This is a genomic window from Oceanispirochaeta sp. M1, from assembly GCF_003346715.1.
Lineage (GTDB): Bacteria > Spirochaetota > Spirochaetia > DSM-2461 > DSM-2461 > Oceanispirochaeta.
Genome location: NZ_QQPQ01000002.1, coordinates 23,535 through 47,842, shown reverse-complemented (window position 1 = coordinate 47,842; position 24,308 = coordinate 23,535). Strand labels below are relative to the sequence as shown.

The 24,308-nt window shown below is 43.2% G+C and carries 17 protein-coding genes; 10 read left to right on the top strand and 7 right to left on the bottom strand.

The window, feature by feature from the left end:
• Positions 1-123: 123 nt before the first annotated feature.
• The 4 genes from DV872_RS01395 to DV872_RS01380 all read left to right on the top strand — a co-directional run bounded on the left by DV872_RS01395 (position 124) and on the right by DV872_RS01380 (position 10,426).
• Positions 124-8,571, top strand: coding sequence for a hypothetical protein (locus DV872_RS01395; RefSeq protein WP_114628045.1), 8,448 nt, complete (start codon positions 124-126; stop codon positions 8,569-8,571).
• A 17-nt stretch (positions 8,572-8,588) separates the two neighbouring features.
• The gene (locus tag DV872_RS01390) at positions 8,589-8,972 is read left to right on the top strand and encodes a hypothetical protein (protein WP_114628044.1); all 384 of its coding nucleotides are present in this window, start codon (positions 8,589-8,591) and stop codon (positions 8,970-8,972) included.
• A gap of 72 nt (positions 8,973-9,044) precedes the next feature.
• The gene (locus DV872_RS01385) at positions 9,045-9,512 is read left to right on the top strand and encodes a MarR family winged helix-turn-helix transcriptional regulator (protein WP_114628043.1); all 468 of its coding nucleotides are present in this window, start codon (positions 9,045-9,047) and stop codon (positions 9,510-9,512) included.
• A complete protein-coding gene (locus tag DV872_RS01380) occupies positions 9,509-10,426 on the top strand; it encodes a hypothetical protein (RefSeq protein ID WP_114628042.1) in 918 nt (305 codons plus the stop codon). Before DV872_RS01385 ends, DV872_RS01380 begins: the two co-directional genes overlap by 4 nt.
• On the opposite strand, the gene DV872_RS01375 is transcribed toward DV872_RS01380, so the two are convergent.
• A complete protein-coding gene (locus DV872_RS01375) occupies positions 10,412-11,344 on the bottom strand; it encodes an AEC family transporter (RefSeq protein ID WP_114628041.1) in 933 nt (310 codons plus the stop codon). The genes DV872_RS01380 and DV872_RS01375 overlap by 15 nt on opposite strands.
• A gap of 207 nt (positions 11,345-11,551) precedes the next feature.
• On the opposite strand from DV872_RS01375, the gene DV872_RS01370 reads away from it, so the two are divergent.
• The 6 genes from DV872_RS01370 (at position 11,552) to DV872_RS01345 (ending at position 17,255) form a co-directional block, all read left to right on the top strand.
• A complete protein-coding gene (locus DV872_RS01370) occupies positions 11,552-12,403 on the top strand; it encodes a phosphate ABC transporter substrate-binding protein (protein WP_114628040.1) in 852 nt (283 codons plus the stop codon).
• 173 nt (positions 12,404-12,576) lie between these two features.
• Positions 12,577-13,455, top strand: coding sequence for a phosphate ABC transporter permease subunit PstC (pstC, locus tag DV872_RS01365; RefSeq protein WP_199563409.1), 879 nt, complete (start codon positions 12,577-12,579; stop codon positions 13,453-13,455).
• Positions 13,456-15,066: a phosphate ABC transporter permease PstA gene (gene pstA, locus DV872_RS01360; RefSeq protein WP_230391394.1), complete on the top strand. Its 1,611-nt coding sequence runs from the start codon at positions 13,456-13,458 to the stop codon at positions 15,064-15,066.
• Between the two features lie 57 nt (positions 15,067-15,123).
• Positions 15,124-15,879, top strand: a complete 756-nt coding sequence (pstB, locus tag DV872_RS01355; RefSeq protein ID WP_114628039.1) for a phosphate ABC transporter ATP-binding protein PstB — start codon at positions 15,124-15,126, stop codon at positions 15,877-15,879.
• A 26-nt stretch (positions 15,880-15,905) separates the two neighbouring features.
• A complete protein-coding gene (gene phoU, locus DV872_RS01350; RefSeq protein WP_114628038.1) occupies positions 15,906-16,556 on the top strand; it encodes a phosphate signaling complex protein PhoU in 651 nt (216 codons plus the stop codon).
• A 9-nt stretch (positions 16,557-16,565) separates the two neighbouring features.
• Positions 16,566-17,255: a response regulator gene (locus DV872_RS01345; RefSeq protein ID WP_114628037.1), complete on the top strand. Its 690-nt coding sequence runs from the start codon at positions 16,566-16,568 to the stop codon at positions 17,253-17,255.
• 1 nt (position 17,256) lies between these two features.
• Here the strand turns inward: DV872_RS01345 and DV872_RS01340 are convergent, their stop codons facing one another.
• The 6 genes from DV872_RS01340 to DV872_RS01315 all read right to left on the bottom strand — a co-directional run bounded on the left by DV872_RS01340 (position 17,257) and on the right by DV872_RS01315 (position 24,182).
• Positions 17,257-18,606 (bottom strand): multicopper oxidase family protein, encoded by a 1,350-nt coding sequence (locus DV872_RS01340; protein WP_114628036.1) that lies wholly within the window; start codon positions 18,604-18,606, stop codon positions 17,257-17,259.
• A gap of 51 nt (positions 18,607-18,657) precedes the next feature.
• A complete protein-coding gene (locus DV872_RS01335) occupies positions 18,658-19,059 on the bottom strand; it encodes a hypothetical protein (RefSeq protein WP_114628035.1) in 402 nt (133 codons plus the stop codon).
• Positions 19,060-19,305: 246 nt separating this feature from the next.
• Positions 19,306-20,232, bottom strand: a complete 927-nt coding sequence (locus DV872_RS01330) for an ABC transporter permease (protein WP_114628034.1) — start codon at positions 20,230-20,232, stop codon at positions 19,306-19,308.
• A complete protein-coding gene (locus DV872_RS01325) occupies positions 20,232-21,308 on the bottom strand; it encodes an ABC transporter permease (RefSeq protein ID WP_114628033.1) in 1,077 nt (358 codons plus the stop codon). Before DV872_RS01325 ends, DV872_RS01330 begins: the two co-directional genes overlap by 1 nt.
• Positions 21,308-22,837 carry an ABC transporter ATP-binding protein gene (locus DV872_RS01320; RefSeq protein ID WP_114628032.1) on the bottom strand — a complete coding sequence of 510 codons (1,530 nt, stop codon included), beginning with the start codon at positions 22,835-22,837 and terminating at the stop codon, positions 21,308-21,310. The genes DV872_RS01325 and DV872_RS01320 overlap by 1 nt, the downstream gene beginning before the upstream one ends.
• A gap of 142 nt (positions 22,838-22,979) precedes the next feature.
• Positions 22,980-24,182 (bottom strand): BMP family ABC transporter substrate-binding protein, encoded by a 1,203-nt coding sequence (locus tag DV872_RS01315; protein WP_114628031.1) that lies wholly within the window; start codon positions 24,180-24,182, stop codon positions 22,980-22,982.
• Positions 24,183-24,308: the final 126 nt, after the last annotated feature.

Genomic DNA, 24,308 nt, shown 5'->3' with positions numbered 1-24,308 from the left:
CTAAGTAACTAGATATCCAGACTGTGCCATTGAAGAGACACACTGTCAAGTTTTTTCAAGAAAGTTGAGAAATCTTTGAAGTGGGGTAGCGGTTTGGGGCGTATAAGCTCATGGAGTTCCAAAATGAATATAAACCGACTTTCTTATTTCTTCGTTGTTCAGCTCCTTCTTGCGGGAGCATTCGTATGGGCATCAGACGATCCTTATCTGTTTCAAGAGAACAGTTCGTATGATGATTCTCTATATTACAGAGAGATCTCATTCACTGAAGATCCGATGAACTGGTACCGGGATAATCAGAGTAGACTGCCGCTTCTTTCTCCCAGGGAGCAGTCAATCAGATTAAATAGAATGGAAAAGGATATTTTAGGCTGGTCGGAGCGGGAGCTGCAGTCTCTACTGCCGTCTCCCGACTATGCGGATTTTCTTTCAACCATGGAAGAACTCAATCAGGTCTGGACTTTTCAGACAGAGAAAGGACAGGTCCTTTTTGATGAAGCCGGTGATCCTCTTCTACTCTCATCGGATCCTGATGATATTGAGATGGACAGGGCGGCCTGGGCTGCAGCCGTGGGAACTCTGGCAGAGGAGATTCTGGAGGGATGGTCCCTGTCAGCAAATTCTCTTCTTGGATCTGTAATATCCAGAATACCTGATGAATATAGTCACACCGTTGAAGAGAATCTCAAGATCAGTCTACGGGATTACTGCAGACTGATCCAGAAGGAGTCGGATCAGCTTGTCAACTGGTCTTCGGCCAAGATGAATTATCTCAGGACCGAAGACAATTACTCCCTCCGTCATAAGAGTGAAGATCAGAGTGCTGCCGGTATTGCGGACTCACTGATTGCGGGCATACGGGATGAATTGGAAGAGACAGAAGATGCGCTGGATAGCGGGCTGAATGAGCTTCAGGATATCAGTATGGCAGACGGTTTATCTTTGGGGTCTGAGGATTGGGAAGATTTGTTCCGGAGTGAGTTTCAAAAGGGGCTGGATAAATGGGGATATGCTGAACAGAATTTTCTGGCTGAGCGTCTGAGCTGGGAGCTGAGGACTGAAAAGGAGTTTCAGGAATCAGAGGAATCCTGGAATGAGGCCTTTGCTTTGTTTACAGCAGGTCGTGAAGAATGGATATCAGAAATTACTCTGCAAATGGAGAAGGGATTTGCTTTCTGGCAGGCCCGGGAAGAGAGTACTATGGCGGAATTGCGAAGTATTGCGGAGGAACTTGAGACTGCAGCTCTGGATCAGGAAAGAAAGTTTGCTGCTCAGGTGGAATCGGCTCTTTCTCTGTACTCAGACAGTTATTCTCTACTTTGTTCGGCAGAAGAAAATCTCTCCTATTACCTGGATAAAATTGAATATTACAAGGCGAAAATTGATTCTCTGGAAGGAAATGATCTCTCTTCTTCTATTGGTGGAGGGGCGTCTGCAGTGAGTTCAGATAGTAATAATTTGCTTGATTCAGGGGATGAAGTTGTCAGCCCTGAGTATAAGGAGCTATTAGAGAAGATTGATGCCCTTCAAACTGAACTGGTTTTGTATCAGGATGAATATAATATCTGGCAGTCTCTCCGGACATCACTCTTAAGTCAGATGGATGATGCGAGAGGGATGCTTTTTGATTTGGAGCTTACCGCATCAGGCTATGATGATACTGTTGCCCCTGGAATCCTGGAAAGGGATATTCAGGAGATGATAAAGCGTACAGACAGGCTGTATGTACAATGGGAAATTTCACAAGCGGTAGCATTATATGCTTTGACAGACAGTTCGTTAAGGGATACCGAGGCTGAAACTTCAGCAAAGTATGAGCAGGCTGAGTCGAAGCTGGTATCTTCTGAACTGCAGTACAACAAAGCTGTTCAGTCTCTGAGCATACTGCGGGAGAATCTTGCTTTAGAGCAGCTGGATATCGATGAAATCAGGGAGTCTCTGGCCATAGCTGAGGCAGCCATGCTGGATGCTGAGAAAAGCTATGAAAATTCAAGAGCCATTTATCTGAATGATGATCCCCTTGTAATCGAGAAAGTTATTGAAGATCTTGAACAGAGACTGGTTCTCTGGTTCAGGGGAGACTCAGAAAATCCGGCTGAAAGAGATACTTTATATCTGGATTACATTCTTGCCGGAGAATGGGAACGCCGCAATGAGCATAGCGAAGAGCTGCAGTCTCTGCTGAGGGATCTAAATGGTACTGAGCTTCCTCAGGAGTCAGATAGTTTTGAGGATCAGCAGGATCTTGAATCTGCTCTTGAATCATTATATGACCTTAAGGCTCTTAATCCGGATGCAGGACTTGAAGAATCCCTGGTGACTCTTAAAAAGGAACTGGATCTTCTGAAAAGGCTTGAATGGAATAATCAGGTACAGGACCGTCTACTGGATGTTTCAGAATCGGAAGATTTAAGGTCTATCCTGGAACAAAGGGTTTTGACAGCGGAGTCTGTTTTGTTACTGGATAAAGTAGCATTCTTGAAGGATCTTTTGATCTCTCTTGAGGATGGTGTACAAGGTGGTGAGAGCTTTCAGGGAGAGTACCTGAATACCCTGAAGGAACATGGCTTTTCAGTAGATTCAGAGCAGATCAATGCAGTTTCAACTTTGTATTCAACACTGAAGAAAATGGAAACCGAGGGTCTGAGTTTACAGGAGTGTAAAGATCAGATGGGCAGTGATTCAATTCTCTGGTTGGAGGCAGCTCTTTCAGAAAATGATCTTCTGCCGGGCGCCGAATATCTGGAACTGCTTGTGTCCGGGAGCAGTCTTGAAGTTCTGAAGGCAGAGGCTGCATTGGAAGCTTATGATTCAATTTCTGATTGGACTGCGTCTTTCCGGCTGCTTGCAGGAAATGGTTTTCTTCAAGCTGACAGTGGAGAAGAATTTCTTGAGAAGCTGGGGAGTTTCGACAACTTTGAAACTTTTTTTGACTGGTACCTTCCACTTCAGCAGAGTGATGTTTTTCCTGAATATCTGGAACAGGGGTTAAATGCTTTTATTCTGCATCAATACGGCAGTGAACTGGATTCCCTGAGTGCCGCTGGTGATGAACTGGATTTTAGAACAGTGTTTCTGGACCGCCTCAGGTCTCTGCAGTTTTCAGAGCAGAGCACATCTCTAAAAGAGCCTGGTTTTATTAATGAAATTTTTATTGAATCCTTTAAGGCAGTATGTGAGGAATCTGTCAGTATACCTATAAGATCAGCCCGTTCATATCTTAATAGTTTCTATGAGAATGAGATTGTTATGAATTCTCATAGAATCAGTATCAATAAGATGGAAAGTGATCTGACCCTTAAAAGGGAGAATGGAGATTTATATAAAATTCAGGTTGTTGACCGTGACAGGCAGATCTACTTTGATCAGAAAAATGAGTATGATAAAGTCCTACAGAATTTGAAAACCAGTCTGAGTTCTTTTGATTCGGCACAGTACTCCTTTCTCCAGGGACAGCAGGCAGTGCAGGATTCATACAATGAGTATATGAAGGCTTCCAGGTCATATCAGCAGGCAAAAGAAATCTCAGATTATGCCGGAGGAGCATACAGCTTTGATGAGTACAATGTTTTTACCATTCGTGATGCCCGGCAGGCGGAATATGAGAAGTGCAGAGGGGCTCTGGATATTCTCGAGCAACTGGACTCTGAAAATCAGAACACAGTGGATTCAGAATGGTCCCAATTGCTGCGATATGGACAGGATCTGCTCTCTGTTACAAATAATATTTCATATGCAGCTCAGGAGATCAGGAAGGAGCTGGGAGAATTGAGCCGGCAGCAGATGAAAACGCTTCGTAATCTGATTGATAACAGTACAGACTTTATTGATTTTTCTTTCAGAGATGGTCTTGCCTTCAGTTATGAATCTTCAATGATGAAGCAGGGAATGAGTTCGTTTGAATCCTGGGATAACAGTAATTACAACCAGCATATGGATAGTTATTTCTCCCGAACAGACAGTTCAGAGGTTTTTACAAAAGACCTGCTTCTCTGGCTGGGGCAGATAGCCGAATACACCAACTCCGAAGAAGTCCTTAAGGAATTTTCCTATGCCTATTATCATGAACTTCGTCAGATGGAAGGTATGGATTGGGAAACCATTAATTCTGAATACACAATCGATCTGTTTAATGATGCCAGGCATACGGATCTTCTGGACAGTGAAGGAAGTTTATTCCACCCGGTTCATATCGCTTATGAAGGCGATCTGGATCGTTTTAATAACGGAGAATATGAAACTGTAATCACAGGTCTTATCCATGAAGGTGAATATATAAGAGTCTTTATTGAAGGTGAAGAGTGGCTTCAGGAGCAGACTGCCGTCCATCTGAAGAGTATTAAGGAGAATAGTACTCTATATAAACAATACGCCTTTTATAAAATGCTGATGTTTTCGGATGCCTTCAGCACAGACAGCCTGAAGCATGCAATGGAAAAAGATCTATCTATGCTGGCCTGGGAATATATTGATGCCAAGGCAGATACTGAACAATATAAATTCAGAAATGGCAGGGGCGGTTATTATAAACCCGGCCAAGACATCTGGGATAAACGTAATACACTTAAGGACGTTTCGAGAGTATACACAGGAATAAGCGGAAGAACTGCATCAGCTTCTAATGCCAAAAATTCAGTTTTCCTGTTGAAGGCTTTAAGTGGTACAGAAACAAGAATCAACACTTTATCTCCCGGGACGATTGATTCTATTGAGCAGGTTCAAAGTCTCCTCAGGACTATATGCGGGATTACCCTTTCTGAAGACCAGAAGAGCTTAGCTACGGAAGCTTTTTCATCTCTATCATCATTTGACAGGAGTTCTGTTATCCATCTTTTTGATGGATTTATCCAGGAACTCTCTGTGATGACAGTACAGAATGACATGAATCGTCTGCAGAGGGATGAAGAGCTGAAGTCAGAACAATATGAGCAGAAATTCGCTCTTTCTGAAATTTATAATTCATCAGTCTGGAATGAAGACAAGTACAATGCTGCGGCTTCGGATTTCTACAACAGCTATTCAATGGAGCAATACGGCAATGACAGCATCGAAGCATACCTGAGTGCAGACAATCCTTATTCCCGGGAGAGTCTTTATACCCTTTCGAGTTATGGTAAACAATTAATCAGAAATTTCCATGATCGGCTGACTGTTGTTAAAGAGGAACAATACGGTACATTCCGTGATGGCCTTGAAGAACTGCACAGGCAGAAAGAATATTGGGAAAATCTCTGTGGAGGATTGGGGCGGGAAGGTCTTAATCAGTGGGCACTCTCTCTGGAAAAACTGATCACTGACCGTAACAGCTGGCACAATCAGATAAGTAGAGAGTTTGAGAGAAAGAGTACTCTCTGGGAAAATAAATATATCTCTCTTATTGAAAGCAAGAACAGCTGGGTACAGCAGAGTTCCCGGAATGTACTTGAATATGGCGCACAGACTTTTGCCCGGGAATGGGATCTTGAAGCTGATAGACTGATGACAGATCTGAACTTCCATCTTATCTCGGATCTTTTTACAGATACAGGTTCCGCTGGTGATATTGTTGCGGCTGCTCTACAGGGCAGGACTATGGATAAGCTCCTGAGTTCAGTGGGGAATCTGAGCCTGAGGACCAGCGGAGTTCTTTCTGCTCCGACTTCTCTAGCTCTTCTCCCGGATCGGCAGTCAGCATTCTTTGAAATTGAAGAGTCTCATAAGGAGCTTACAGAGAAAGTTTATAAAGCCATGGCTTTTTCCAGGGCCTCCCAGATGAAGGAGTTGGTGGAACAGGTGAAATCATCAATAGCTGATAATCTTGAGGATGCCAACCGTTCTGTTGATGAGAGTGTGGATGCACAAATGGCTGATGCCGGATACGTGAGACAGGGTAATGTTTTTTCCAGAATAGTACTCATAGACAGCTCTCTGACAGGAGGGAATGAAAGTGAGACACAGACTCTGGAGGGCTACCGGTTTTTTAAGGCTCCTGATTTTGATCATCAGATAGACCTCAGTTCAGACTATCTGATAATGCTCAGCAGCGAGATGATTCAGGCATCAGTTGATCTGGCTCAGGAGCGCCTGGGGCATTATATCAATCTTGTTTTCGGAAATGAAGAAGATGGGAATATCAGAGATGGTCTTGATCAGAGTTTTATCTCTTTATTGGAACAGTCGGAAGCAGATTACAGTGCCTCAGCTCAATTCGATGATGAAGACAACTCAGAAAAAAAAGGCATGTTTAATTTCTATCTGGGGTATGCCCCAGTAATGAAGGAGGATAGTCCGGAAGAGGTTGAAACATACGGCTATGGGGAATTCGGCAGGATCTACAAAAAATACTTCATTCATCAGGCGAGGCTTTATAGAGGGCTCGCGACTGTGAACACTCCCCTGTATACTCAGAATATCTGGGATGATGATGCTGACAATGATGGTGAATCAGATGGCCTGCTGGGATCTCCCTCAATTCGTACTCTGGCAGATATAGCAATGAATGTTGTTGGTAATATATTCATGCCCGGTATAGGTTCTCTATTGCTGAATCTGGTAGATAATGCACTGTTTGCCTTGTTGGATGTCGGAAATGGAGTTGCAGATATGGGACAGGCCTCAGTTGGTTTCCTTAAAAGTGCGGCGAGTTCTCTTATCAGTTATGGAGCCGGAGCATTAGGCGGTGTAATGGATAATCTCGGTTTTCTACAGAACAGCGGCATGTTCGAAGTGGCCGGTGATATAGGTATCCGGGGAATCAGTTCTGTCGCATCAAATTATGGAACAGCTGCTTTGTACGCACTAGATTCAAATTCCAACGGCTGGAACTGGGATACATTCAACAGTATGACCAGTTGGGATAACGCAGGCATAGGATATCTCAGTGGAATGACAGGTACTGCCGTCAGCGGAACTCTGAATCTGGGAACCTTTGGCTTTATCGGTGAAATGGGTGAGAATGCAGACCGCTTCACATCCCTGATGGGTGGACTCAGTGCTTCGGGCCTGGAGTATGCGATGACAGGGCAGACAACACTTAATCTGATGAATCTGGGGAAATCAGGTACAGGATTCCTTGAAATGAATCTTGGAGGCGGTGGCTCTCTATTTAATTTTGGAACTCAGGGTACTGACGTAAGTCTCGGCAGTCTCAGCTCCGCTGCCCAAGGTCTGGCCCTGTACTCTGAAAATCAGAATATAAACGCTGCTGTTGATGACAGGGATTTGAGAGCCGGTATGAGGACTCTGTTCAGTTCCGGGATCGAAGATACTGAATCACTGTATCAGGATATCCTGGACGGCAGCGTCACCCTTACTTTATCAGAGGGTTTGGGCTATCAAGGGTATACATCTGTTGACGAATCAGGCAAAAGGGTCATAGACTTAAATGGGAGCGGTCAAAGCCGTTTGGATCTGGCAGTATTGTTGAGTCATGAGGCATTCCGTGATGGATTGAACAATGGTGAAGCCGCACAAATCCTTGAAACAGTAGAAGCTGCTTCGGCCCATATGGCAGTCAGTTCAGCCCTGCAGCAACGCTATGGATCGGACAGTCTCAGCATCGACAATAACCGTGAAGCTTTTGCTTACAGACTGTTTGCCCAGGGAGCCATCACTAAGGATGAAATGACTGGCTATATTCTGAACAGTTATGACTCGACCGGAGATTTCTGGAAGAGACTGGATGACGGCAGAATCCTCAGTGATGGAAAAGCCGGCCTATATGATGAAATTGGAAATCTGATCCGTGTTGCTACGGATGATGCGGGAAACCAGCTGGATGAGATGGAATCTCTGCAGTACTACATAGACTCGGATACCGCTGAATACTTGAGCTTTCTGACTCCGCAGCAGCTTTCAAAATTAACGTATTATAGATCTTCTGAGGATGTGAACCGACAGGTAAATATGCGTGATGAAATCATCAATGATTATGAAATATTGAGAAACCTGAACACCAAAGGAATCCTTTCAGGTTCTGATTATCAAAGGGCGATGGATAGTGTTTTTCAATCAATGTCCATGTACAACAATGAGTTTGTTTTGAGGGGAGTCGCTGTTACGCCTGAGGGAGTTATCACAGAGAGATTTGGTGATGAGGAAGATAGGATGAAGACTCAGAAAGATGGAGAAACCCAATATCTGACTTATACACACCCTGGAATAGATACTATTGGTGGGCTGGGAATCTATTCTCCAGGATTTATTATCCCCGGGAAAGATGTGAAGAACTATGCCTTCGGGATGAATATCATAGGAATGGAAAATAACTATCTGGTAGAGCATATGAATCCTGATGATATTGATAATCTTCTTTTACAGGAGCTTACATATCCTGGTCAGAAGCTGATGGATTTTCCTGAGCTGATGTTTCCAACAGATGGTGGCGGAACCGATGCTCATGCCCATATCGAGCTGTCCAGCTATAACCCCGAAACTCAATCATGGGGGTTTTCAGATCCAGTGGGTGATTGGAGTGACTGGAGCTCGGGAAGTAACTATGGAGGAAAGTATGAATGGCTTGATATTGATGAATCTGGGGAGAAATCTTGGACTTTAAATTATATGTGGAATAATTGGTCACCTTGGCAATAAGAATTAAAGGATAGAATATGAAGCAAATTTTAGTATCTATTTTTATTACATTTTTAAGTTGTTCGGTTTTTAGTCAAGATTATCATTCATGTTATATAGAGGTCGAATCTTCTGGTAATCAAAATCCTGAATACATAATAATAAATAAAGTTGGAAGTGAATATTTTGTTTCATTTCTGAGACCTACTATCAGTGGAAGAGCTTCTCTTTCTCGTTATTGGGTAGGGGAATGGGATGGTCATGATTTAATCTTAAATAATGGATATTCTACTTATGCAATCAATATGATTGAACAGGGTTATATTCATTACTATTCATTAAACGATTCTGGGGAGTTCCCCGGCAAAGACTTTCGCCCCATCACCGAAGAAGACTTGAAGAAAATCGTAGAGCTAAAATAGATATATTATTCTTGACGATTGGATATCCTCACTATAGGCTAGTACGATATCGTACTAGCTGTAGAGGGTAATATGTCAAAAGATGATTCAATTCCAGTGAGTGAACTTTATCACTCACTGGATGATTTTCTTGTTAATTATTTCCGTTTTCTTAATCCAATCTTTCATCGATATACGAATGATGGGATTGAACTGAACGAAAATCAGATTAAGGTGTTGATGGCCGTATCTAAGACGGAACAGATCTCTCCTTCAGAGATCAGCAAGCTTTTCATGATGCCAAAAACTTCTCTCACTACTATAGTTCGTTCCCTGGTGGATGCTGGTTTTCTTATAAAAAAAACTAACACAAAAGACTCAAGGAAATTCCTTCTGGAACTAACTCCAAAAGGGCAGCAATTTATTATTAAGAAAAATGAATTTGATATTTCCAGGCTGGATAGCCTTCTAGGGGGGATGATGCCGGATGAACGTAAAAGAGTCATTGATGGTTTCAATACTTTAAATGGTTATTTTGATAGAGAAGGGAATACAATATGAGCAGCAAACGATCCTTTGAATATGATGCATTCGGTCCCTGGATTTATCATATAAAAGGCCCTCATAAACTGCCTCCATTATTTGCTGATTATGAAAATGAATTATCCGGTGCTGATATGTGTTTTAAAATTCCCCGGAATATTGATCGACGTGATGCAAACCCTGATATGAATCTTTATGATTTGGTGATCGGAATATTTAAAACAGAAATTCTTATACTGGAGAGAAAGACCAGGGGTCGGGAGACATATGTAGAACTGGATCGAATTGAATCTGATTGCATCAGTTCTATCTGTAAGTATGACTGTCTACTAAGTGGTACTTTGACAATCCATACACTAAAACGTTCTATTATAATATCTTACAATACTGTTTCTGAAAGCATTATCGATTCAGCGATTACTTTGATCCGTGGAATTCTGCCTCATCAAAAAATTGTGTCAGATCAAGAATCCCTTCCTTATGATTTGGATAACATGGAATTCAGATTTGTAAATATCACCAACAGGATACTCCAGGCAGATAACTCCCTCCAATTAATCGTTTATCAGCCAAATCTCTTTTCAAGAATACCAAGAGAGTTTAAATGGGAATTCTTTAATCGCCTGGGCTTTACAGAGCAGGCACTCTCCAGTTTTGTCATTCTGACTGATTCCAGGGAACTGGTTATTGTTCATCGATACTTTTTTCTAAAACGAAAATCTACAGATTCATACGCTCGTTTCTTTTACTATATTCCCTATGATTCAATAACTGAGATAAAAGCTTTTACTCAAATGAATGGGAACAGTGGAGTAAAATTGAAAACAAAGCGGCTGGATCTGCTTCTTAAGGCAGATATTGGGAATAAGCCTTTAAATTCACTGATAGAGAAGCTCAATATAATTTCTAATTTTACATTATCCCCAAAGTAAAAACAGCACAGGCAGGCATAGTAGATAGAGAACTGTCGAAACGGTAATGGAGTTGGCAATAAAGTCTGTGTCCAGGCCGAACATATCACCGATAACTATTGGGTTTATGCCGATGGGGGCAAACATATTTATGAGAAGTACTTCTCTGGATATATCATCAAAAAACGAGAGCTGAAGTGTGAGATATGTAGCTCCTATCCAGACAGCCAATCGGATCAGAAGGTAGGGAAGCAGAATTCTGGCTGACTTTATTGATCCCTTGATAGAGATGGAGAGGCCCATGCAGAAGAGTATTGTTGGAACAGCAATAAGACCGAAACTTCCAGTAAAAGATGTCAGCCAGACAGGCAGGTTTATATCCAGTAGACCAACCATCAGCCCCAGGGCAAGCAAGATAAGCAGAGGTATTATATTGTACAGAATACTCTTTGTATCAACTTTATTATTCTTGGTCAGCTTAAGGATTATTACTGTTAAAAGAGAATAGACAACCAGTACCGGCCAGAAGAATGAAGTATAAAAAATCCCTCTCTGAAGTCCCGCAGAGCCGATGAGGATCTCCTGAATCTTCCAGCAGATATATCCGATATTTCCGGCAAATCCCATCAGCAGTAGTTCGCCCTTATATTTATCAATCCATTTTACACGGGGGATCAGGGCCAGGATGATTCCCAGCATAAATAGCCATGCAAGACCGGTAAAGATGAAGAGTCCAAGGGTCATGGGGATAAACTGTCCGGCAGTCTTTGTATCAATCTGCCGCATAGATTCAAATACCATAAAGGGAATACAGATACGTACTGCAAACTGCAGAATCTGTGGACGGTGCTTCGGATCTATGAAATTGCCGTTACGGCTGATGAGTCCCAATATGATGGGGAGGAATATTCCTGAGAGTGCGGGTATTAAAGTTATCATTACTGATCATTCAGATTGAAAAATAGATATTAATCAATCCTTTCTGAAACTATGTTTCAATTTTGAAGGCTTATTTCCAGGGCGTTAAATTAAAAAACCTAACCCGATTTTAACAATTCCTTTATCATTTTCAAATACACAACCACGACACTGAGCTCAACTTACGAAAGAAATATGATTTGAAAAAATGACAAGGAGTTGTTAATCATGAAAAAAATTATCGCTGTTCTTATGATTCTGTTTGTTGCTGGTTTTACTTTTGCTACCGGTCAGCAGGATGCTGCTTCCTCTTCTGCTGAAGCCTCTTTTGCCGGAAATTATGCGTTCGGTGGATCTACAACTGTTGAGCCTATTATCAGAGCTGCTGCTGAAGCATTTTCTGAAATGTACCCTGATGTAAAGATTTCCTACGATGCCCCCGGTTCTTCTGCCGGGGTTAAAGGTCCTCTTGAAGGTACATATTCTATCGGTGCCGCTTCAAGAGCTTTGAAAGACTCTGAAGTAGAAGCCGGTGCACTCGCCACTGCCATCGCCAAAGACGGAGTAGCTGTAGTTGTAAACAAAGGTTCTGTTCCCATGGATGACCTGAAACTGGAAGATGTAATTGCCATCTTTACCGGTGAACTTACAAACTGGAATCAGCTTGGTGGACCCGATGCAGAAATCGTTGTTTTCAACAGAGATGAAGCTTCCGGAACAAGATCCTGTTTCAAAGACGCAACTGTTAAAAAACAGAAAAAATCTTTCACCGAAACTGCTGCTATCGTAACTTCTAACGGAGACATGGTTGCAAAAGTCGGATCGACTCCCTACGCCATCGGATACTGTGGATTCGGATACCTTGGTAAAGATGCAGGCACCAAGTCTGTAACTGTAAGCAGTGTTGCTCCCGAAACAGAAAACGTACTTAACGGAAGCTACCCTGTACAGAGAGATCTTATCCTGATTACAAAAGGACCCGTTCCCGCCGGTACTCTGGAAGAAGCTTTTATCAACTACATCCTGTCAGAGGAAGGTCAGGAAATTGTTAAGGAAGAGAAGTTCATCCCCATGAATTAGTCTTTTGCTGAGATGCATTTATGAGAAGGCTGCCCTACACGGGCAGCCTGTTTTTTTCCCTGTTCATATTCAGCTCATGTTATGAGATTAACCATATTCTAACATTCCCCTAACACAAAAAAGTTCTGACTATGGAGAATGTTAATTAAATAACTACTTAAGGAGAAGATGTCTTGAAGTCTTCAAAAAGTGTTCTGGAAGTCACTGTTGAAAAGATATTCTTACTGAGTGCTTTAATCTCAGTAATCAGCGTTATCTTTATTACTGTTTTCATCTTCCAGGAAGGATTACCCCTCTTTGCAAAGGTCAATCCACTTAAATTTTTGTTTTCAAGTAACTGGGCTCCCACTGCAGAGCCTCCTCAATATGGAATTCTCTCATTTATCATGGGTTCAGTATGGGTTACTGCCGGAGCACTGCTTCTGTCTGTTCCTATCGGTCTTGCGGTAGGCATCTTTATGGCGGAAATGGCAGAAGGTCGATTTGCAGATATCCTGAGATTAGTTGTTGGACTTCTGGCAGGTATCCCATCTGTCATTTACGGTCTGTTCGGATATATTGCGATTTCTCCTCTTATCAGAACCCTGTTTAAAAGCCCTACGGGATTAGGAATACTTACGGCAAGCATTGTTCTGGCCATCATGACACTTCCCACAATCATTAACATCACTGAGGTTTCACTCAGGGCTGTTCCTCAGGAATTAGTAGAAGGCTCTCTTGCACTGGGAGCCACTCACTGGATGACTATCTACAGAGTCATGGTTCCCTCCGCACGCTCAGGTATCCTTGCGGGCATTGTACTTGGAATGGGACGCGCCATCGGAGAGACTATGGCTGTACTGATGGTGGCCGGTAATGCTGTAACCATGCCCAAAGGTCCTCTGTCTCTGACAAGAACATTGACCATGAATATTGCAACAGATATGAAGTATGCCGCTGATGACCATGCTGTCAGCCTCTTCACAACAGGTATTGTTCTCTTTGTTTTTATCCTGGGGATAAACATGCTGGTTCAGTACCTCATGAAAAAAGCTGTGAAGGAGGACGTGTAAATGACTGCAGCTGAAATTATGGAACGTCCCTCAAAAAAAGAAGTCATTTCATCTCCCCAGTCCAGAAAGCTGAGGATCCAGGAGCGAATCGCCAAAGGAATCATCTGGTTCCTGGCAATGCTGACCATTGCTGTTCTGGCCTGGATTGTGGGTTACCTTATGGTTCGGGGAATCAGATATAACAATCATGTTCCCTATGGTGTCACCACTTCTGTGGAGACACAACTGGAGCTTCCCGGAATGGATGATGATGTTGTTTTTATCATCCACTACAAAACCAGATCAGAAGATATTCCAGTCACGGGGTTAAGAAAACTCTATAACAAAGTGAGAAAGGAGAATTGGGGATTCTACAATCAGCAGAATTTGAAAGTCACTCCCTTTGCCTATAAAGGGGCGGGAGCCTTTTCAAAGAGTGTTGAAGAATTTCTCCTTACAGGATCAGATCTCTCTGACTACAGAGAGAATGTTAAGGACGTTTCATCCTGGAAAGATATGGTTTCTCATGTCGGCAGTACGCCGGGTTCCCTGGGATTTATTCCCGCATCTGAAGCTTCTAATCTCCCCTCCAATGTTAAGATCCTCGGGGTCCGAAGGATCGCACTGGCCGTTCACCCCTCTGTTCTGGAGATTCAGGATGGAAAAATGATGAGAGAGATTTCTTCCGAAAATGTGGATAGAATTATTAACGGAGAAGTCAGCAACTGGCAGGAAGTGGGTGGCACTGATCTTCCCCTTACTGTGATTGAGCATGATGACTCCGGGAATTATATTGAGGAACTTCAGAATACATCAGGAGCAGTGGTTCTGTGTCACTTCAGTGATATCGAACAGAATGAGTTATCAACCATACCGGTTCTCAGACATGAAACAGGATGGAACCTCACCTGGCACTTCATTGTTGAAGCTCCTGCAAGATCAGGACAGTGGGGTGGTATTTCATACATAATTCTTAACACCTTTTTTCTGATTCTCTTTACCGTTCTGTTTTCCACTCCAGTGGGTATCATGGCTGCCATCTATATGGTTGAGTATACTAATCAGGGTCGTATGATGCGTATACTCAGAATGGGTACAGAAACCCTGGCGGGTATACCCTCCATCGTGTTCGGTCTCTTCGGTTTTATCTTCTTTGTACAGATTCTTGGAATGGGTATCGGATTCATTTCCAGTACACTGACTATCACTCTTATGGTACTGCCGACAATTATCAGAACCAGTGAAGAGGCATTGAAATCAGTACCCCAGTCTTTCAGAGAAGGAAGCCTGGCCCTGGGTGCCTCAAAGCTGCAGACCATCGTAAAAGTTGTGCTGCCTGCAGCATCACCGGGAATCCTGACAGGTATTATCCTCTCAATTGGAAGGACAGTGGGTGAGACAGCAGTTCTAATCTACACTCTTGGATCTAATTATGATCTTGTCTCGGGACCTTCATCGTCAGCCAGGGTTCTGTCACTGCACCTGTATATGCTTTTCTCGGAAGCATTGTCTTTTGACCGCACATTTGCCACTGGAGCTGTGCTGGTCATTATCATCCTTATGACCAACTTATCCGCGACTTATGTAATGAAGCGTGTGAATAAAAATTCAGGATATGCCCTTAGGTCTTGATTAGAAAAACACCAAGGCAATGTTATTTGCCTTGGTAGTATGAGGAGAACAAAAACTATGAAACAAACTAAAATTAACGTTAAAAACCTGAATCTTCATTATGGAGATTTTCAGGCACTCCACAATATTGACATTGATATTAAAGAGAAGGAAGTTACCGCTCTGATCGGTCCCTCGGGTTGTGGTAAGTCAACATTCCTGAGAACCCTCAATCGCATGAATGACCTGATTGATATCGTAAAGATAGATGGAGATATTCACTACGATGAGAAGAATATTTATTCCCAGTGGGATGTTATTGAGTTGAGAAAGAAGGTGGGTATGGTATTTCAGAAACCCAACCCCTTTCCCATGTCCATCTTTGATAATATTGCTTATGGACCCAGAACCCACGGCGTGAAAAACAAATCCATTCTCAATGATATTGTTGAACAGAGTCTGCAGCAGGCTTCCCTTTTTGAAGAGGTAAAAGACAGGATGCATAAACCGGCTCTCGGCCTTTCGGGCGGTCAGCAGCAGAGACTCTGTATAGCACGTGTACTGGCGGTAGAACCTGATGTTGTTCTTATGGACGAACCCACATCGGCTCTGGACCCTATCTCTACATCCCGTATTGAAGATCTGATTGATGAGCTGAAAAAGAGTTATACGATTGTAATCGTAACCCACAATATGCAGCAGGCCGGCCGTATCTCCGATAAGACCGCCTTCTTTCTGCATGGCAGAATCGAAGAGTTCGGACCTACAGATGAGATCTTTTTTAATCCCATGAGTACTAAAACTGAAGAATACATATCAGGGAAATTCGGCTGATCCTTCGGCCTATAGGAGACATACAAATGATTAGGCAACACTATGAAGATGATTTGGCTGAATTGAGCAGAGAGATCATGAAAATGGGGCTCCGGGTGGAAGAAGCAGTTAATAAATCTGTTGAAGCCCTGAAGAATAAAGACACTGAACTGGCACAGCAGGTTCTGGATGAAGATACAATAATTGATACCATGGAGAAGGATCTCTGTGATAAATGTGCTCTGATAATTGCAAGAGAACAGCCTGTGGCAGGTGACCTGAGACATTTAATAAGCGCAATCAAGATCATTACCGATATTGAAAGAATCGGTGATCATGCAGTACACGTGGCTAAAGGGGCAATCAAAATGGCTGGAGAAGAGTACATCAAAGCTCTGGTTGATATTCCCCGAATGGCACAGCTGGGTTGCAGTATGCTATCCAGGGCTGTTTCCGCTTATGTTGAGAAAAATTCTGCTGAAGCCATTAAAATTGCCGCTGAGGATGACCTTGTTGATAATCTTCATAAGCAGATTGTCCGTGAACTGTTGACCTATATGATGTCAAATCCCCATAATATTGAGGGCGGAATATCTTTAATGTATATGAGTCGCTTTCTTGAAAGAATCGGTGACCATGTCCGGAATATCTGTGAATGGGTTGTATTTGCAGAAACCGGTGAGCATGAGAACCTCTAGGAATAAATAATGGCAAAACTGCTGATAGTAGAAGATGAAGCTGATATTCGCGAACTGATCTCTTTCAATCTGGAGATGAGTGGTTATGAAGTTGAAAAGGCCCGGGATGGTGAAGAAGGTCTGGCTCTGGCAAAAGGCGGAGATTTTGACCTGATTATTCTGGACCTGATGCTGCCGGGAATGGATGGATTGAAAGTCTGTTCCCAACTTAGGAAAGATCCCTCTACCGCAACTGTGCCTGTAATCATGCTTACAGCCCGCTCTGAGGATGATGATATTATAAGCGGACTGGAAACAGGTGCTGATGATTATATCACCAAACCATTCAGTCCACGTATCCTTATCGCCAGAGTTAAGGCGGCACTGCGGCGCACTGCCAGTGAAGGGAAGGAAGAAAATTCTGACAGAATCATCAGAATCCATGACATCGTTATTGATACAGCCCGACATGAGACACATCTTGCAGGAGAGCCTATCAATCTCTCTGCGACAGAGTTTGGCATCCTCCGTTTTCTTGCAAAGAATCCTGGATGGGTTTTTTCAAGAAATCAGATTATTGATTCAGTAAAGGGTGAGGACTATCCTGTCACAGCCCGTTCTGTTGATGTGCAGATTCTAGGTATCCGTAAGAAGCTGGGAGACCGGGGTAATATAATTGAAACTGTCCGGGGGATCGGATACAGGATGAAGGGCGAGTAAATCATTTTATTACCTCAAACTGCCCCATCATGCCATTATCTTCATGCTCCAGAAAATGACAGTGATACATGTATACACCTTCATAATCCTGAAAATTCAATACAAAACGGACCGTATCTCCAGGCATCAGTAAGACCGTATCTTTTGGTCCTGCAAGATGGAGCGGAGGTGCCTCCCCATTCATATCTATTATCCTGAACTGAACATCATGGACATGGAATGAGTGCAATACCCGCATCATCCCCATTCCAACATTCCTGACAGTCCAAAGTTCTGCTTCTCCCTGAGTAGTTTCAAAATCTATTCTATCAATATCCATGGTTTTACCGTTTATGGAGAAACCTCTCATCCCTCTGGTTTCCATTCTGAATTCCCGTCGTTTCGCAATATGATTTTCACCTCTGACAGAAAAAGGTCTATCCGTATTTATATTCTCCATAGAATCCTGTTTATTCCCCTTTGACTCTATACTAAGGGCGGAATAGCTGGTAATTCCATATACATCACATATGAGTTCAGATTTCCCGGCTTTTGAGAAATCTGTGAGAATTTCAAAACGTTCTCCCGGTGACAGAACCAATTCTTTCATTTCGACTGCCTCTGGAAGAAATCCACCATCAGAAGCAATAACTCTGAATGATCTGTTGTCATCAAAACGAATCTGCATGAGACTGGAATTGGAGCCATTCAGTATTCTAAAGCGAATAATTCCTCCATCAATATTCAACTGAGGTGATATCTGTCCATTTACCAGAAGAATATTTCCATTATAGCCATGCAATATATCCGGCATTGAAGGGGAGTATGTAAAACTGCCATCTCTGTCAATCCTCCTGTCCTGCAGTATCAGTGGTATATCATTAGTTCCGTAGTCAGAAGGTATATTCAATGCTTTTGAGAATTCATCTTCAATAATTATCATCCCTGCAAGACCTTTATACACATGCTCAGCAGTTTTTCCCATAAGGTGGGGATGGTACCAGAGGGTAGATGCAGCTTGTCGAATTTGAAACACAGGATTCCACAGCTCATCTTTCTGAATGATCTGACGAGGTCCTCCATCGAATTCCGCCGGGATGTGCATCCCATGCCAATGGAGAGTTGTTGACTCCCCAATACTGTTTAATATGTGTATATCTGCATTATCTCCTGCATCAAATCGGAGAGTCGGGCCCAGATAATCTCCGTTATATCCAAAAGTATCGCTTTTGATACCGTTTAATATGAGCTCACCTTTCTGAATTGTCAGTCTTGCATCTCTTCCCTCTTTCAGCTCTGGAATAAAGAGAGGAGCTGCATATAAACTGAAACTTAAAGAAAGCAGGAATGATAGAGGAATTATTTTATGCATGATTTAATTATTACTTATTTAGTATAGTATGTCAAATTGGATCAATTGAAATCAGCGAAGTGTTATTTCTCTATCCAGTTCGGCACTTAGCCACTCCACGGCCTTGTCCTTGTCTCTTGCCAGGTAGGTTTTTGGGCCCTCAGAACCAAGATAGGATGTCCACATTCGGGATAATCCGAATACCAGATCTGATGTTGTGTATGTTACAATTCTGTATTCTGGGTTTGCCCTGTGGTATTGTAGGTTCAGCTTGGCGATTTTTGCGACCTGTTCTGTTGTTATATCAAGTTTTGTGATTCCTGAAAAATCATTGAATCCAAAGTCATTTGCAGTATAGGTTTCTGTATCTTCATAGATATTTGTGATCAGGGAAATAAGTTCCTTCCCCGTGACTGTATCCATTCCCTTTATCAATATTCCGTTGCTGCTCAGCTGCTTTGTCGTAAGGCTCATAGTCCAGCACTATAACTCTAAAGAGCTGTTCTGAATAGTTCGAAATAAACGATTTCAAAATCAAAAACAGAAAATAATTGAGGATTTGAGTTTTTGGATTTGAGGTTTATTTGATATTAGAATTCTGAAATTCAAGGATTCTCATGTTTGACGGACTGAATATCTATTCTTCATTTTGTAATACGGGATGAATCTAAAAAAAACCGCCAAAGAGTATGGCGGTTTTTTTATTATGCAGAGGGCAGCTTATCTGCTTCCTCTTATATAGGGTTCTCCCAAAGTGGCGGGAGCACTCATCTTCCTTTTCCCTTTACTGCTCATTCCATAAGACAGAAGAACACCGAGAGTCGTCAGGTAGGGCAGCATGGCCAGCAGGTTGGGAGAGATTCCCAGAGGCTGGAGAACATACTGGATTACGAAGATACCACCGAATACATAGGCTCCCAGGAAGGCCTTTGAAGGCTCCCAGAGGGCAAATATGGTCAGGGCAATTACAATCCATCCTCTACCCGAGGTCATCCCTTCTATCCATGATTTGCTGTAGGCAGTTGATAAATGAGCACCTGCCATACCGGCAAAAGCTCCACCGACCATAACACAGGCATATTTTACCAGGGTCACATTGATTCCCAGAGTTTCAGCTGCCTTGGGATTCTCTCCTACTGAGCGGACAGTGATTCCAATCTTTGTATATTTAAGGAGGAACCAGACGATAAGACCGAGTATGACAGAAAGGTAGACATAGGCATCATGGTAGAACAATATTTCTCCCACTACTGGAATCTTAGATAGTCCTGGGATAGCGATGGGTGCCATCTTTGCCTGAAGGGGACGTCCGATATAGGATTTTCCCCACAGACCGCTCAGTCCCAGTCCCAGCATTGTCAGGGCAAGACCGGAAACAACCTGGTTGGCCCTGAGGGATATGGTGACAAAGGCATGGATCAGTGATATGAGAGCACCCGCAATTATAGCCGCAATCATGCCCAGCCAGGGATTTCCGGTTGTGAAGGTCACGATAAATCCGGTGACTGCACCCACGGACATCATTCCTTCAATTCCCAGGTTGAGAATTCCGGCGCGTTCGGTGACGACTTCACCCAATGTTCCAAGCAGAAGGGGAGTTCCTGCTATGATGGTGCGTATAAGAATTGATGTTATTATATCAAGCATTAATTTACTCTCCTTTTATAGACAACCCTGTGGCTGAGGAGGAAGTCTCCCATTATCAGGAATACAAGGATCAGTCCGTTAAAAACATTTACCGTGGAGGCGGGTAGGCCCATGGACATCTGAATAGCATCACCACCAACAATAATTCCGGCAAAAAATAGTCCTGACAGAATGGAGAATGCGGGGTTGAGCCGGCCCAGCCAGGCAACGATAATTGCCGTGAATCCGTAGCCCGCACTTATGGTCTCGGGGTAACTCAGGTGTTTGTGTATGGTCGTCAGTTCTCCAACTCCTGCAAGGCCTGCAACCCCCCCTGAGATAGCCATCATCAATACGGTCGTTTTGAAAAAGTCTATTCCGGCATACTTTCCGGCTTCCGAGTTTTCACCGATTACCCGAACTTCATATCCAAAGCGGGTCCGGTAGACAACAAAGCAGAGAATCAATGCTACCACAACCGAAAAGATCAGCAATGGAATTGATATTCTTGTGTGGTGCACCAGCTTGAGAATCGCATGATCCGGCAGATCGTCGGTGTATGGATAGCCGTATTTAGTGGCTCCCTTCCAGGGGCCTACCACCAGATATTTTACAAATTCAGCAGCAATATAGTTGAGCATCAGGGTTGAGATAACTTCATTTATTCCAAATTTCACCTTGAAGATAGCTGGAATAATCCCCCACATAGCTCCTCCAATAAATCCACCAAGAAACATCAGGGGAATAATTACAGGGCCGGGAAGATGGGGACCCCAGTTCAGTCCGATCCAGGTAGCAAAAATAGCTCCCCATAGTAGCTGACTTTCGGCTCCGATATTCCAGAATTTTGCTTTATAGGCCAGTGCCAGACCGCTTCCGATAAAGATCAGAGGGACCGCTTTGGTCAGGGTTTCTTTAAATCCGAACGCACTCCCGAAGGAGGATCTGAATATTTCATAGATAGCGTAGAAGGGATTGATTCCGTAAGTAAGAAATACAATACCGACTGCACAAAGTCCTGCAAACAGTGAGAGCAGGAGAACTGCTGCAGTAAATCGGGGAGTTGTTTTCTCCCGGGGCAGTGTTACTAGAGGCATTATTTCTCTCCTCCCTCTTCGGGCATGGAACCGGCCATCATCATACCGATATCATCTATTTCACAGTTTTCAGGATTTACAATACCCATAAAGCGGCCTTCAAACATGACGGCTACCCTGTCACAGACCTGAAAGAGTTCTTCCAGGTCTTCTGATACCAGAAGAACCGCTCCACCTCTGTCGCGGCAGGCGATGAGCTCTTTTCTTATGTATTCTGCTGCTCCCACATCCAGTCCATAGGTAGGGTGGGCAGCAATAAGAAGATCCGGTTCGGCCATGATCTCACGTCCAAGAATCAGCTTCTGTATATTTCCTCCCGAAAGGTTTTTTACAGGAGTATTGATGGAGGCTGTATCCACATTGTAAGCCTTAACAAGCTCATCAGCATGTTTGCGGATCAGAGGATAGTTCATCAGATTCCGGATGCTGTATGGTTTTTTATGATGCTGCTTCAGTACTGAGTTTTCAAAAAGCTGGAGTGTGGAAACCGTTCCGTGTTTGATTCGCTCTTCAGGGACATGAGTTATTCCCTTATCATGAATCTTCCTGGCAGACATATTGGTGATGTCTTTTCCATGGAGAAAAACTTTTCCATCCAGTGATCTACGAAGACCGGTGATGGCTTCAACCATCTCTCTCTGTCCATTTCCTGAAACTCCGGCGATTCCCAGAATTTCATGTTCTGCAATCTTAAAAGAGAGCTTGTTTACAATGGGGATATTCTGGTCACTGTTGACTTGCATCTCCATGACTTCAAGGATGGTGTCTCCGGGCTTCTGATCATCTTTATCAAAACACTCTGAGATTTCCCTGCCGATCATCATCCGGGCCAGGTCTTTCTGTGTTACATCTTCGATCCTGGCACTGCCGGTCACTAACCCTTTACGCATTACCATTACAGAGTTACATATGGCCATAATCTCTTCCAGTTTATGGCTGATCAGGATAACCGAATGGCCCTGACTGCTCATCTTTCGGAGTATTCCAAAAAGGTCTTCTGCTTCCTGAGGTGTGAGTACAGAAGTGGGTTCATCCATTATGAGGAGGTCAGCATTTCTGAAGAGAGCCTTCAGAATTTCTACTCTCTGCTGTTCACCTGCAGACAGTTCCCATATTTTTTTATCCGGGTCCACCTCGAGGCCGAAACGCTCGGAATACTCTTTGATCTGGGATCTCATATATTTCTGAGGAAAGAAGAAGGGTGCTCCTTCAAATCCCAGAGCTATATTTTCAAGGACAGTGTGTTTCTGTACAAGCATAAAGTGCTGATGGATCATTCCGATTCCGGCATGCATGCTGTCTTTGGGATTTCGCAGTCTTATCTCTTCACCGTTGATATTAACCTGACCATCATCAGGCAGATAGAGTCCGTAAAGGATATTCATCAAGGTTGTCTTACCGGCGCCGTTCTCACCTAGCAGGCCAAGAACATCACCGGCTTCAATGGTCAGGTCAACATTCTGATTTGCCTTGACTCCGACAAAGGATTTGCTGATTCCCTTCATTTCCAGTTTTCTAATTCTACTCAAAATAATTCTCCGTGGAGGGGATGAAGTATCATACCCCGATGAGGCCCAATTGTCAGACCTTTTTTTCTTATTCAGGTCCGGAAATTGAAAAAGGGACGCCGAGGCGTCCCTTTCTATCTCCTTTACTTAAGGAGCTGTATTCTTACTGCTGGGGAAGAGGTGTATCAAAGTTATCTACCTGATACATCATTTCAGCGAAAAGATGCCCGATAGAGGCCATTTCACCCTCGGCAATAGTCATGTTTCCGGCCTGGTCGTAGATGGGTCCTGTAAAAGGATCAAATGTGTCACGCCCGGATTTCATCTGCTCATAGCGTTTCATAACCAGATCGTATACAGAGATGCTTCCGAAATCTGCAGAATCAGTCATGATTCCTTTCAGAGTATCAACGTATATAGGATTGATTTTGTCGTCATAGGAACCACCCATCTCAACAGCATTTTCTTTCATAAGCCACAGAAGATCATAATCTGTAAGATCAGCATCTCTATCAGCTTTGTAATCAAGAAGCATCTGTTTGTAGAGTACACCCCAGTCTGTAAGCTGACCGGTTAAACATGCATCTTTTCCGTATGCCTGCATGGGGCTGTAGTGAGACAAAGCGTAAACTTCGTCACCCTTTTCCATATGTTCCTGAGCTACTTCAACAACTGTGGGAGTATCTTCTGTAAAACCGAGTACATCACAACCTTCGGCAATAAGAGCTTCGGCAGCTTCTCTTGCTTTATCGGGTCCGTACCAGGCATAGATCCATTTAACGCTTACAGTAGCTTCGGGATTAACTTCTTTAATTCCCAAAGCAAATGCATTCATATGGCGGAAGAGTTCGGGGATGGGGAATGCAGCTACGTAACCGATTTTATTGCTTTTGCTCATGGCACCGGCAATAAGACCGTTCATGTAGTAGATCTGATACATGTCACCCATATATGTTCCCATGTTGGGGGATCTTTTGAATCCTGAAGCATGGTAGAATTTAACATCAGGATATTTTGCAGCAGCAGCTACAGTATCATCCATATATCCAAAACTGGTTGTAAAGATAACATCACATTTCTGTTCCTGAACCATTCTGTCAATAAAACGTACTGCATCACCTTCGGGAACTGATTCTACGGTGATTGTTTCGAGCCAGGGTAGTTCGGCCTCGGCAAAAAGACGTCCCTGATCATGGGCATAGGTCCAACCGAAGTCTCCGGCAGGGCCGATGTAGACAAAACCGGCTTTGATTTTTTCTATTCCATCGTCACTGGCCGCAGGTGCTTCCTGTCCACCGGATGCAAAAAGCATACCGGACATGAGCAGCATCAGAGCTGCAATAAGAACAGATTGTAATTTTTTCATTTACTCTCTCCTAGGATTTTATTCACTTTCTAAATAGATTGTCTGTATAACTGATCACTTTGTCAATCAAAGTATAAATATACTGCGAAATTTGTCTGACCAATCAGTCAATATCGAAGCTATAGA

Bases quoted from the DNA above. Each gene is read 5' to 3' on its own strand.
- DV872_RS01395 (WP_114628045.1), top strand. From the start codon at position 124: ATGAATATAAACCGACTTTCTTATTTCTTCGTTGTTCAGCTCCTTCTT.
- DV872_RS01390 (WP_114628044.1), top strand. From the start codon at position 8,589: ATGAAGCAAATTTTAGTATCTATTTTTATTACATTTTTAAGTTGTTCG.
- DV872_RS01385 (WP_114628043.1), top strand. From the start codon at position 9,045: ATGTCAAAAGATGATTCAATTCCAGTGAGTGAACTTTATCACTCACTG.
- DV872_RS01380 (WP_114628042.1), top strand. From the start codon at position 9,509: ATGAGCAGCAAACGATCCTTTGAATATGATGCATTCGGTCCCTGGATT.
- DV872_RS01375 (WP_114628041.1), bottom strand. From the start codon at position 11,344: ATGATAACTTTAATACCCGCACTCTCAGGAATATTCCTCCCCATCATA.
- DV872_RS01370 (WP_114628040.1), top strand. From the start codon at position 11,552: ATGAAAAAAATTATCGCTGTTCTTATGATTCTGTTTGTTGCTGGTTTT.
- pstA (WP_230391394.1), top strand. From the start codon at position 13,456: ATGACTGCAGCTGAAATTATGGAACGTCCCTCAAAAAAAGAAGTCATT.
- pstB (WP_114628039.1), top strand. From the start codon at position 15,124: ATGAAACAAACTAAAATTAACGTTAAAAACCTGAATCTTCATTATGGA.
- phoU (WP_114628038.1), top strand. From the start codon at position 15,906: ATGATTAGGCAACACTATGAAGATGATTTGGCTGAATTGAGCAGAGAG.
- DV872_RS01345 (WP_114628037.1), top strand. From the start codon at position 16,566: ATGGCAAAACTGCTGATAGTAGAAGATGAAGCTGATATTCGCGAACTG.
- DV872_RS01340 (WP_114628036.1), bottom strand. From the start codon at position 18,606: ATGCATAAAATAATTCCTCTATCATTCCTGCTTTCTTTAAGTTTCAGT.
- DV872_RS01335 (WP_114628035.1), bottom strand. From the start codon at position 19,059: ATGAGCCTTACGACAAAGCAGCTGAGCAGCAACGGAATATTGATAAAG.
- DV872_RS01330 (WP_114628034.1), bottom strand. From the start codon at position 20,232: ATGCTTGATATAATAACATCAATTCTTATACGCACCATCATAGCAGGA.
- DV872_RS01325 (WP_114628033.1), bottom strand. From the start codon at position 21,308: ATGCCTCTAGTAACACTGCCCCGGGAGAAAACAACTCCCCGATTTACT.
- DV872_RS01315 (WP_114628031.1), bottom strand. From the start codon at position 24,182: ATGAAAAAATTACAATCTGTTCTTATTGCAGCTCTGATGCTGCTCATG.